The 11090-nt window shown below is 75.2% G+C and carries 7 protein-coding genes; 4 read left to right on the forward strand and 3 right to left on the reverse strand.

Annotation, left to right across the window (positions count from 1 at the left end):
• The first annotated feature begins 151 nt into the window (after positions 1 to 151).
• The 4 genes from ffh (at position 152) to C5N14_RS06175 (ending at position 6373) form a co-directional block, all read left to right on the forward strand.
• Positions 152 to 1711, forward strand: a complete 1560-nt coding sequence (gene ffh / locus C5N14_RS06160; protein ID WP_117666325.1) for a signal recognition particle protein — start codon at positions 152 to 154, stop codon at positions 1709 to 1711.
• Positions 1712 to 1782: 71 nt separating this feature from the next.
• A complete protein-coding gene (locus tag C5N14_RS06165; RefSeq protein WP_117666327.1) occupies positions 1783 to 2862 on the forward strand; it encodes an amidohydrolase family protein in 1080 nt (359 codons plus the stop codon).
• 146 nt (positions 2863 to 3008) lie between these two features.
• Complete coding sequence (gene proS / locus C5N14_RS06170; RefSeq protein ID WP_117666329.1) at positions 3009 to 4424, forward strand: proline--tRNA ligase; 1416 nt, start codon at positions 3009 to 3011, stop codon at positions 4422 to 4424.
• 359 nt (positions 4425 to 4783) lie between these two features.
• Positions 4784 to 6373 carry a chloride channel protein gene (locus C5N14_RS06175; RefSeq protein WP_165878038.1) on the forward strand — a complete coding sequence of 530 codons (1590 nt, stop codon included), beginning with the start codon at positions 4784 to 4786 and terminating at the stop codon, positions 6371 to 6373.
• Between the two features lie 16 nt (positions 6374 to 6389).
• Here the strand turns inward: C5N14_RS06175 and fxsT are convergent, their stop codons facing one another.
• From fxsT to C5N14_RS06195, 3 genes are all read right to left on the reverse strand, one after another.
• Positions 6390 to 9380: an FxSxx-COOH system tetratricopeptide repeat protein gene (gene fxsT, locus C5N14_RS06180; protein ID WP_117666333.1), complete on the reverse strand. Its 2991-nt coding sequence runs from the start codon at positions 9378 to 9380 to the stop codon at positions 6390 to 6392.
• Positions 9381 to 9527: 147 nt separating this feature from the next.
• A complete protein-coding gene (locus tag C5N14_RS06190) occupies positions 9528 to 10736 on the reverse strand; it encodes an FxsB family cyclophane-forming radical SAM/SPASM peptide maturase (protein WP_117666335.1) in 1209 nt (402 codons plus the stop codon).
• Entirely contained in the window at positions 10733 to 10969 is a 237-nt protein-coding gene (locus C5N14_RS06195) for a hypothetical protein (protein ID WP_128763522.1), read from the reverse strand. Before C5N14_RS06195 ends, C5N14_RS06190 begins: the two co-directional genes overlap by 4 nt.
• Positions 10970 to 11090 lie beyond the last annotated feature (121 nt).

The raw sequence follows: 11090 nt of genomic DNA on the forward strand, positions 1-11090 counted from the left end.
GTGATCCCGCTGCTCGACGGCGGGGCCGGAGCGCGGGCGCGGGCGGCGGGGCCGGAGCGCGGGCGCGGGCGGCGGGCTACCCTAGCGATGGCCGGACACCTGCGCCCGGCCGCGTTGTGCCCGCCGGAACACTGACAAACGGGATGTTCGCGTGTTTGACACCTTGAGTGACCGCCTCTCCGGGATCTTCACCAAGCTCCGCGGCAAGGGTCGGCTCACCGACGCCGACATCGACGCCACCGCGCGCGAGATCCGCATGGCGCTGCTGGAGGCCGACGTCGCCCTGCCGGTGGTCAAGGGCTTCATCGCGAACGTCAAGGAGCGGGCCCGCAGCGCGGAGGTCTCCCAGGCGCTGAATCCGGCCCAGCAGATCGTCAAGATCGTCAACGAGGAGCTGATCAACGTCCTCGGCGGCGAGGGGCGGCGGCTCCAGTTCGCCAAGCAGCCGCCGACGGTGATCATGCTCGCCGGCCTCCAGGGCTCCGGCAAGACCACCCTGGCCGGCAAGCTGGCCCGCTGGCTCAAGGCCCAGGGTCACCAGCCGCTGCTGGTCGCCGCCGACCTCCAGCGTCCCAACGCCGTCGGGCAGCTCCAGGTGCTCGGTGGCCGCGCCGGGGTCGAGGTGTACGCCCCGGAGCCCGGCAACGGCACCGGTGACCCGGTGCAGGTCGCCCGCGCCTCGATCGAGCACGCGAAGCGGGCCGCCCGGGACATCGTCATCGTCGACACCGCCGGCCGGCTCGGCATCGACGCCGAGATGATGCGGCAGGCCGCCGACATCCGCGACGCGGTCAACCCGGACGAGGTCATCTTCGTCATCGACGCGATGGTCGGTCAGGACGCCGTGCGCACCGCCGAGGCGTTCCGCGACGGCGTCGGCATCACCGGCGTGGTGCTCTCCAAGCTCGACGGCGACGCCCGGGGCGGTGCCGCGCTCTCGGTCCGCGAGGTGACCGGGCAGCCGATCCTGTTCGCCTCCACCGGGGAGAAGCTGGAGGACTTCGACGTCTTCCACCCCGACCGGATGGCCAGCCGGATCCTCGGCATGGGCGACGTCCTCACTCTGATCGAGCAGGCCGAGCAGGCCTTCGACTCCGATCAGAAGGAGAAGATGACCGCCAAGCTGATGGGCGGCGAGCAGTTCACCCTGGAGGACTTCCTCGACCAGCTCATCGCGGTGCGCCGGATGGGCCCGATCGCCAACGTGCTGGCCATGATGCCCGGCATGGGGCAGATGAAGGACCAGCTCGCCGATCTGGACGACAAGCACTTCGACCGGGTCACGGCGATCATCCGGTCGATGACCCCGGCCGAGCGCACCAATCCGAAGATCATCAACGGCTCCCGCCGGGCCCGGATCGCGGGCGGCTCGGGCGTCACGGTGATGGACGTCAACCAGCTGCTCAACCGCTTCGCCGACGCGCAGAAGATGATGAAGCAGATGGGCGGCATGATGGGCCTGCCCGGCGGTGGCCGGCGCAAGGCGACCAAGTCGCCGAAGAACAAGCGCAAGGGCACCAAGGGCGGCAACCGGCCGCGCACCGGGGCGGGCGCCGGGCTGCCGGGCGGTTTCCCGGGCGGGATGCCGCAGCTCCCGCCGGGCCTGGACCCGAACGACCTGGCCGGTGGCCAGGGCCTGCCGCCCGGCTTCAAGCTCCCGAAGATCGACTTCAACAAGCTCGGCAAGGGCGGCGACAACCGCCCCCGCTGACCGGGTCGGCGACGGCGGGCGACGGGAGGTCCCCCGCGCGGACGCGGCAGTGATCCGGTAGGACTGTGCACATGGCTCTGCATGTGCGCGGTGTGCTCCTGCCGGACGACGAGGTCCGGGATCTCTGGCTGGTCGGCGACCGGGTCACCTTCGACCCGGTGCCCGAGGCGGAGACGGTGGTCGACGGCGGCTTCATCCTGCCCGGGCTGACCGACGCCCACTGCCACCTCGGCATCGCCCGGGGCGGCGCCCCGATCACCTCCCTCGACCAGGCCCGCGAGCTGGCCCGCACCGACCGGGACGCCGGGGTCCTCGCCATCCGGGACGCCGGCTCGCCGTACCCGTACCCCGAACTGGACGACGACCCGGAGCTGCCGCGACTGGCCCGCGCCGGCCGGCACGTCGCCCCGCCGAAGCGCTACCTGCGCGACATCGGCGTCGAGGTCGACGCGGCGGAGGTGGCCGCCACCGTCGCCGCCCAGGCCGCCGCCGGCAACGGCTGGGTCAAGCTGGTCGGCGACTGGATCGACCGGGGGGTCGGCGACCTCGCGCCCGCCTGGGACGCCGACACGATGGCCGCCGCCGTCGCCGCCGCGCACGCCGCCGGGGCGCGGGCGGCGGTGCACACCTTCTCCGAGTCCGCCGTCGAGACCATGGTGCGGGCCGGGGTGGACTCGGTGGAGCACGGCACCGGACTCAGCCTCGACCTGATCGACCTGATGGCCCGGCAGGGCACCGCCCTCGTCCCCACGATGATCAACATTCGGACGTTCGGCGGGATCGCCGAGCAGGCCCGCCCGAAGTTCCCCGGGTACGCCGACCACATGCTCGCCCTGCGGGACCGGTTCCCCGACGTGGTCCGGTCCGCGTACGAGGCGGGGGTGCCCATCTACGTCGGCACCGACGCGGGCGGCGGCATCGACCACGGGCTGGCCGCCGAGGAGATGCTGCTGCTGCACGAGCAGGCCGGCATGTCGGCGGTGGACGTCCTCGCCGCCGCCTCCTGGAAGGCCCGGGAGTGGCTGGGCTTCCCGGGCCTGGTCGAGGGCGGCCTCGCCGACCTGACGGTCTACCCGGAGGACCCCCGCCGGAACCTCTCGGTCGTCCGCACCCCCACCCGCATCATCCTCCGCGGCCACCCCCTCCCCTGACCCCCACCCACCCCGGTTCGCCCCGGTGATCAAGAAGTTGCGTCGGAGTTCCGGCGGCGGGGGACCGGTGCACCCGGGGCGACGGGCGAACGGCGCACCGCGCCCGATGACGGCGTCCCGGCGGGGGCCGCATAGGATGTGCGGTCATGGCACGCGTGCTCACTCCCCGTGCGGAGGACTTTCCCCGCTGGTACCAGGACCTGATCGCCAAGGCGAAGCTGGCCGACAACGGCCCGGTCCGGGGGACCATGGTCATCCGACCGGCCGGCTACGCCATCTGGGAGCGGATTCAGGCCGAGATGGACGCCCGGATCAAGGCGGCCGGCGCGGAGAACGCGTACTTCCCGCTGTTCATCCCCGAGAGCTACCTCAAGCGCGAGGCCGAGCACGTCGAGGGCTTCTCGCCGGAGCTGGCGGTGGTCACCCACGGCGGCGGCAAGCAGCTCGCCGAGCCGGTGGTGGTGCGCCCCACCAGCGAGACGGTGATCGGCGAGTTCATGGCCAAGTGGATCGACTCGTACCGGGACCTGCCGCTGCTGCTCAACCAGTGGGCGAACGTGGTCCGCTGGGAGCTGCGCCCCCGGATCTTCCTGCGCACCAGCGAGTTCCTCTGGCAGGAGGGGCACACCGCCCACGCCACGCGGGAAGACGCCCGCGCCTACGCCCGCCGGATCCTGCACGAGGCGTACGAGGACCTGATGGTCAACGTGCTCGGCATCCCCGTCGTGGTGGGCCTGAAGACCGCCCGCGAGCGGTTCGCCGGGGCCACCGCCACGTACACGTGCGAGGGCATGATGGGCGACGGCAAGGCCCTCCAGCTCGGCACCAGCCACGAGCTGGGGCAGAACTTCGCCAAGGCGTTCGACATCAGCTACTCCTCGGCCGAGGGCGGCCGGGAGCACGCCTGGACGACCTCCTGGGGCACCTCGACCCGGATGCTGGGCGGCCTGATCATGGCCCACGGCGACGACAACGGACTGCGGGTGCCGCCGAGGCTGGCGCCGATCCAGGCGTACGTGATGGTGGTCAAGGACGGCGAGGGCCCAGGCGGCCCTGCCGAGGCGGCGAGAGAGCTCTGCGACGCGCTGCGCGACGCCGGGGTCCGGGTCGCGCTCGACGACCGCACCGACACCCCGTTCGGCCGCCGGGCCGTCGACGCCGAGCTGCGCGGCTATCCGGTACGCGTCGAGGTCGGCCCCCGCGACCTGGCCGCCGGCAACGCGGTCGTGGTCCGGCGTACGGACGGCTCGAAGTCGCCGACCCCGGTGGCCGACGTGGTCGGCGCGGTGCTGGCCGCCCTGGAGGCCGACCAGCGGGTGCTGCACGACCAGGCCCTCGCGCACCGCGAGTCCCGCACCGTCGAGGTCGCCACGCTCGCCGAGGCGATCGGGGCGGCGGCCACCGGCTGGGCCCGGGTGCCGTGGTCGGCGGTCGGCGTGGCCGGCGAGGCCGAGGCGAACGGCCAGGGCGTCACCGTGCGCTGCCTGCTGCGCGCCGACGGCTCGGTCCCCGACTCCGAGGACGAGTCCGACCTGGTCGCCATCCTGGCCCGCGCCTACTGACCCACCGCCTGCGCGGGGCGGCCGGCACCCCCGGCCGCCCCGCCACGCGTTCCCGGTCACCGGAGCCGGGCCCGTCGGCGCGTCACCGCCCGGCGGCACGTCCGTTGGTCCGTTCGACACGACGCCGACGCCGAGCACGCCGCTGCCGCACACCGCCCCGGCCGCCGACGGCAGGACGAGACCGTAAGACGACGGCGCGAGCGGCACCCATCGTGACGGATCGGTCGCTATCATCGGGCACGCGGGTGGCGGTCGACGGTGGACGGTCACCCGTGACGCAGGCCCGGTCGCCGGCCGCTCGACGAGGCGGGTGACGCACCGCCTCGGCTGGCGAGGCATCGCTGGTGATGGAGTTGCCGATGAGCGGTAGCGGCGGGCCGGGTGGCCTGCGCCTGTGGGTTCCCCTCGCGACGCTCACCGGAGCGCTCTCGGGGCTGGCCGCCGCCGCGTTCGCCGAGCTGCTGCACCTGGGCAACGAGCTGCTGCTGCGCGGGATCGCCGGGCACCGGGTGCCCGGCCTGGTCGGCGAGGACGGCCCGGCCGAGGCGAGCGGCTTCCCGTACCCGGTGGTCGTCCCGCTGCTCGTCGCGGCCGGCGCGTTCGTCGCCACCGCCCTGGTGCTCCGGGTCGCGCCGGAGGCCAGCGGGCACGGCACGGACGCGGCGATCCACGCCGCGCACCACGACCCGACCGGGATGCGGGCCCGGGTGCCGGCGGTCAAGATGTTCGCCTCCGCGGTGCTGATCGGCTCCGGTGGGTCGGGCGGCAGCGAGGGGCCCACCGCGCAGATCACCGCCGCCCTGGCCTCGGTGGTGGCCCGGCGGTTCAAGCTCAGCTACCAGCAGGCCCGCACGACGGTGGCGATGGGCCTCGCCGCCGGGGTCGGGGCGATCTTCCGGTCACCGCTGGGCGGCGCGCTGCTCGGGGCCGAGCTGCTCTACCGGGCGGACGTCGCGCCCGGCGTGGTGGTGCCGGCCCTGCTCGCCTCGGCGGTGTCCTTCCTGGTCTTCGGGCTGTTCCACGGCTTCGAGCCGATCTTCGGCACGGTCGCCGGGACCGGCTGGGACCATCCCGCGCAGTGGCTGGTGGTGCCGCTGCTCGGCCTGCTCGCCGGGCTGCTCGGCCGGCTGTACGCGTGGACGTTCTACTCGACGGCCGGCTTCTTCGCCTCGGCGCGGCTGCGCCGGCTGCCCCGGGTGCTGCGTCCCACCCTCGCGGGGCTGGTGGTCGGGACGATCGGGCTGGCCGTGCCGGGCGTCCTCGGCACCGGGTACGGCACGGCGCAGCGCGCCTTCGACGCCGACGCGATGCTCGCCACGTCGGTGTGGGTGCTGCTGGCCATCCCGCTCGTCAAGATCGTGTCCACCTCGCTGTCGGTCGGCTCCGGCGGCTCCGGGGGGATCTTCGGCCCCGGGCTGGTGATCGGCGCGACCGCCGGGGCGGCGGTGTGGCGCCTGCTGGAGCCGCTCGGGCTGGCCCCCGGCTCCCCGGCCCCGTACGTGATCATCGGCATGGCGGCCTGCCTCGGCTCGATCGCCCACGCGCCGCTCGCGCTGGTCGTGATGGCCGCCGAGACGACCGGGAACCTGAGCCTGCTCTTCCCGAGCATGCTGGCCACCGGGATCGCCTGCCTGGTGGTCGGCGACCGGACGCTGTACCGCAGCCAGCTCCGCGACCGTTCGGCGGACCCCGACCCGGCGGCCGACCCGGGCAGCGCGCACAGTGGGCCGGCGGTCGTCGGCCCGCGCGTCCCGGCCTCGGGGCCGCCGGCCGTCCGGGCGGGCCGGCGGGCGGCGCGGCCCGGCGTCGGCCGGCCCCGCCAGGCGGGCGGTCGGCCCCGAGGCCGGGACGCTGGGGCGACCGGGGTGCCGCGGCGGTGGACCGCCCGGCTGTACCCGCCGCCCGAGCCCGTCGACCGTCCGAGCCCGTCGGCCGGGCGGGCGGGCTGAGCGCGCGGGGCGCGGCTCAGGCCGGCGGGGGCTCCACGTCGCAGTCCAGCCGGCTACGGGCCGCCGCGGCCTCGGCCTCCGGGTGGTCCGCGCCGAGGGTGCGCTCGTAGCTCGTCATGGTGTCCCGTAGCAGGTCGCGGGCGCCCTCGTGGTCCTCGTCGGCGCGCCGGTCCTCGCTGAGGTTCGACGCGCAGGCCAGGGTGTAGGGGTGCGCCTCGCCCCGGACCGTGCGCAGCCGCTCCAGCAGCTCCTCGCCGAGCCGCCGCGCCGCCCGGACCTCGCCGAGCGCCCGCAGGTCGCTGGCGAGGTTGGTGCCGCAGGCCAGGGTGTACGGGTGGTCCGGGGCGAGCGCCGCCGACAGCCCGGCCCGGGTGCGCTCGTTGAGCCGGCGCGCCTCCTCCGGCGCGCCGGTCAGCCGCAGGCAGATCGCGAGGTTCAGGGCGGCGCACAGCGCGTACGGGTGCTCCTCGCCGGCCGTGCGGCGAAGCCGCTCCAGCGCGTCCTCGGCGCGGGCCCGGGCCCCGGGCGCCTCACCGAGGCACCGCAGGTCGTTGGCCAGGTTGACGGCGGCGGCCAGCGTCTCGGCGTAGTCCGGCCCGAACCGGTGCCGGTGCTGGGCCAGGCAGCCGCTGGCCAACTGGTACGCGTCGAGGTACCGCCCGGCCTTGCGGCGGGTGACCGCGAGGTTCTTCATCGCCCGCAGCGAGTCCGGGTGGTCCGGGCCGAAGAGCACCCCGTAGCGCCGGTGGACCTCCTCCTGGAGTTCCCACGCCCGGGCGTACTCCCCGCACTCGCGCAGGTCCCGGGCGACGTTGTTGGCGGAGAACAGCGTCGACCGGTTCTCCTCGCCGCCGAACCGGATCCGGTACCGGCGCAGCGTGTCCTCGTCGAGGGCGAGCGCGGCGCGGAACTCGCCCATCATCCGCCGGGACACCGCGAAGTTGTGCGCGGTGAGCAGCGTGCGGGGGTGGTCGGGGCCCAGCGCCAGCAGCCCACGCTCGTGGGCCTGGCGGTCCAGTTCGTACGCCGCCTTCCAGTCGCCGAGCCGGCGCAGGCCCGCCGCCAGGCCGTTCGCCGCGCCGAGCGTCTCCGGATGCCCCTCGCCCAGGTCGGCGCGGGCCCGGGCCAGGTTCGCCTCGTCCAGCGACCGGGCCCGCTCGTACTCGCCCCGGCTGCGCAGCGCGTTGGCCAGCGTGACGCTCAGCGCCACCACGTCCGGGTGGCTCCGGGCGATCACCTCCACCCAGGCCGCCCGGGCCCGGGTGCCCAGCCGCTGGCACGCGGTGTACTCGCCCCGGGCGAAGAGGTACCGGCACAGGTTGATCACGAGGCCGCGGACCGCCGGATCGTCCGCGGCGACGGCCACGTCGGCGGCCTCCGCGTGCACCAGCAGGTCGGCGTAGCGGGGACGGTAGGCGATCTGGTCCGGATCGCCCGGGTCGGCGGCGGCGAGCAGCCGCCGGGCGGTGCCGGCGTACGTGCGGCGCTCGGCGTCGGTGAGCTGCTCCCGGAGGAACTGCTGGAAGACCCGGTGCAGTTGGACGGTCTCCCGGCCGTCGCGCTCGCCGATCCGGGCCAGCCCGTACGCGCCGATCTCGTGGAACATGCTCGCCCGGGACATGGTGTCCCCGATCTCCTCGCCGAGCGGGGCGGGCAGCTCGACCGCCGGCCGGCTGCCGTCGGGCGGGCCGAGCAGCAGGGACATCGGCACCGGCTCCGGCCCCAGGAACGCGCACAGCCGCAGGAGTTGGGCGGCGGACAGCCGGCGCTCCCGGAGCCGGTTCATCGGCAGCACCCAGGCCATCACCACCTGGCGCTCGTACGACGAGACCTGGGCCTGGTTGAGCAGCGCGGTCATCCGCTGCTCGCTCTCGACCAGGTAGTCCCGCACGGGCAGGTGCGAGGTCGACAGGTACCCGGCGCTGGCGTCGAGGGCGAGCGGCAGATCGCCGAACCGGTCGGCCAGCTCGAAGGCGTCGTGCTCGGTCAGCCGGGGCGCCCGTCGGCGCAGGAAGTCGACGCTCTCCACCCGTCGGTAGACGTCCAGCTCCAGCACGTCGGCGCGGGACCGCCAGTCCTCGTCCCGCGAGGTCACCAGCACGTGGCACCGCCCCCGCGGCGCCCGGCCGCTGGGCAGCAGCCGGGCCAGTTCGTGCGGGGCGGGCGCGTTGTCGAAGACCAGCAGCCAGTCGCGGACCGGCTCGCCCCGGCGCAGCGCCTCCAGCACCGCGTCGGCGGTCACCCCGAGGTCGTCGCTGATCCGCAGGCCGATCGAGGCGGCCAGCCCGGCCAGGTCGGCCCGGACCGTGGAGAGTTGCTCGCTGCGCACATACCAGACCAGGTCGTAGCAGGCCGCGAAGCGGTACGTGTACTCGACCGCGAGCTGGGTCTTGCCGATCCCGGCCGGGCCCAGCACCGCGGTCGGCACCACCGCCGTCACGTCCCCGGCGAGCCGGTCCCGCAGTTCCCGCAGCGCCTCCTCGCGGCCCGTGAAGTGCTGGTTGCGGGGCGGGAAGGGCTGGCGCCAGTACCGGGGCTGGTGCAGCGGCCAGGGCACGGCGGACGACCGGCGGGAGGTCGGTGCGGCCAGCCCGAACAGGGCGAGGACCTCGGCGCGGGCGTCGGCCTCGTCCAGCACGCCGAGCACCGGGCACTCGCCGGCGGAGAGGAACGTCGGCCGGCGCAGCCCGACCGCCACCGGGCGCAGCACGTCCCCCCGTTCGGCCCGCAGGGCGGCCACCGCCTCCGCCCACTCGGCGACCGAGCGCGTCCCGGCGCGCAGCAGCGCGTCACTCAGCACCAGCAGCAGCCCGGCGGCGTCGCCGGCCGCGTCCCGCAGCAGCGCGCCGAGGTCGTCGGCGGGCCGGGGTTCGAGCTGCTTCGGTTCGGTGCCGGCCCCGCCCTGTTCGAGCTGCTCGCCGAGCCACTCCGCCCACAGCTGGTCGGCGCCGGCGTGGGCCAGGACGATCCGCGGCCGGCCGTCGGCGGCGCTGCGCTGAGCACTCATCGAGCCTCCCTGGTCCCGGCCGCCGGACTCCCGGGGCCCGGGTGGCGCGGCCCGGCCGAGCTACGAGGATAGCCTTCCGCGCCGCCCACATCACCCTCCGTCCGTACTCTCCGGATGTCCTATCGGGATGCCGACACGGCCGGCGGGTCAGGCCGCGGCCGGGCCCGGCACCGTCCGCTCCGTCGCCGGGTCCGGGGGCCCGGCCGGCGGCGGTCCGGGCGCCCCGGCGACCCGCCGGGCCAGGTGACCGATCAGGCGGTACAGGTCCGCGCAGTACACCGACGGGTTGTCGAAGCCGCGTCCGGCGCGGAACCGGTGCGGGTACAGGCCGCCGCCGCAGACCTGGTGCGCCGGGCAGGCCCGGCACGCCCCCGGCAACCCGGCCACGCCGCGCTGGCCGGCCCGCACGGCGGGATGGGCCAGCGCCGCGTCGAACCGGTCGGAGTGCACGGTCAGCCCGGTCGCCGCGGCCCCCGGGTAGGCCGCCTTCAGCGTGTCCACCAGCTCGATCTCGCCGTCGGTCTCCACCACCACGAACGCGGCCGGGGACAGCCCGACGGACTCGACGCGGCTCGCCCCGCCGAGCAGCAGCACCAGAATCTCCTCCAGTATCCGCACGCCGGTCTCCCGGCGCGGCGCCGCGTACCAGCGCTCGAAGACCGCGATCAGCCAGTCCGCGTACGGGGTCGAGGCCGGGTCGGCCGACCGGCCCGGTGGCGGGTCGGTCCAGGTGCCGTGCGGCAGCAGGAAGTCGACCACCGGCGGGTCGAACTCCAGCAGCGCCTCGTAGGCGCGGACCGGGTCGGTGCGCAGGTCCACGGTGGCCAGCAGGCCGGCGAAGAGCGACCGGTAGCGCGGCCCGGACAGCAGGTCCAGGGCGCGGACGGTGGCCGGGTAGCTGCTGGCGCCGTCGGGGCGGCGGCGGTGCCGGTCGGTCGCGGCCCGGTCGCCGTCGAGGCTCACCCCGACCCGCACGTCGTGCCGCCGGAACACCTCCAGCATGTCCTGGTCGAGCAGGGTCCCGTTGGTCTGCACCACGAAGGACAGCGCGGTCCCCGCCCCGGCGAGCCGGCGCAGCTCCGTCACCACGTGTTCCAGCCGGCGGGCCCCGGCGAGCAGCGGCTCGCCGCCGTGCAGGACGACGCTGGCCTCGGTGACCCCGTGGTCGCGCAGGTGCTCGGCGATCCGCTCCCCGGTCCGCCGCACCACCTCGGCGCTCATCACCCGGGGCCGGCGGGCCCAGCTCTGGTCGGCCATCTCGTAGACGTAGCAGTAGTCGCAGGCCAGGTTGCACCGGCTGTGCACCTTCAGCACGAACTCCTGGAACGGCACCGGCGCCGGCCCGGCGTCCGTCACGGGCCCGCCTCGTCCGCGCCGGGCCCGGCCGGGGCGTCCCGGCCCAGGTACGGCGCGGTGGGCACGCCGCCGTTCTGGTTGTTGAACCGGGCCACGATCCGTCCCCCGGCGCCCGCCTCGGCCCGCACCCGCCGGATCACGTGTCGGAGCACGTCGGTGCCGTTCTCCGCCAGCTCGTCGAGCAGTTGGTCCGGCAGGATCGTCGGTGCGGACCCGAACTCGGCTTCCCTCATGCGCTCGGCCATCCCTCCGCCAAGTGCCGCAGGCCGCGCTCCGACGAGCGACCCAGATAAATGCGTCGATCCCAAGAGCCGAGGATAACTCGCGGGTGCCCGGTCGAAGGGCCCGCGCGAG

It is taken from the genome of Micromonospora sp. MW-13 (assembly GCF_003434305.1).
Taxonomy (GTDB): domain Bacteria; phylum Actinomycetota; class Actinomycetes; order Mycobacteriales; family Micromonosporaceae; genus Micromonospora.

What these genes read in the sequence shown, in the direction of transcription:
- fxsT (WP_117666333.1), bottom strand. Translation starts at nt 9,380, where the DNA reads ATGAGTGCTCAGCGCAGCGCCGCCGACGGCCGGCCGCGGATCGTCCTG.
- C5N14_RS06165 (WP_117666327.1), top strand. Translation starts at nt 1,783, where the DNA reads ATGGCTCTGCATGTGCGCGGTGTGCTCCTGCCGGACGACGAGGTCCGG.
- proS (WP_117666329.1), top strand. Translation starts at nt 3,009, where the DNA reads ATGGCACGCGTGCTCACTCCCCGTGCGGAGGACTTTCCCCGCTGGTAC.
- C5N14_RS06195 (WP_128763522.1), bottom strand. Translation starts at nt 10,969, where the DNA reads ATGAGGGAAGCCGAGTTCGGGTCCGCACCGACGATCCTGCCGGACCAA.
- C5N14_RS06175 (WP_165878038.1), top strand. Translation starts at nt 4,784, where the DNA reads ATGAGCGGTAGCGGCGGGCCGGGTGGCCTGCGCCTGTGGGTTCCCCTC.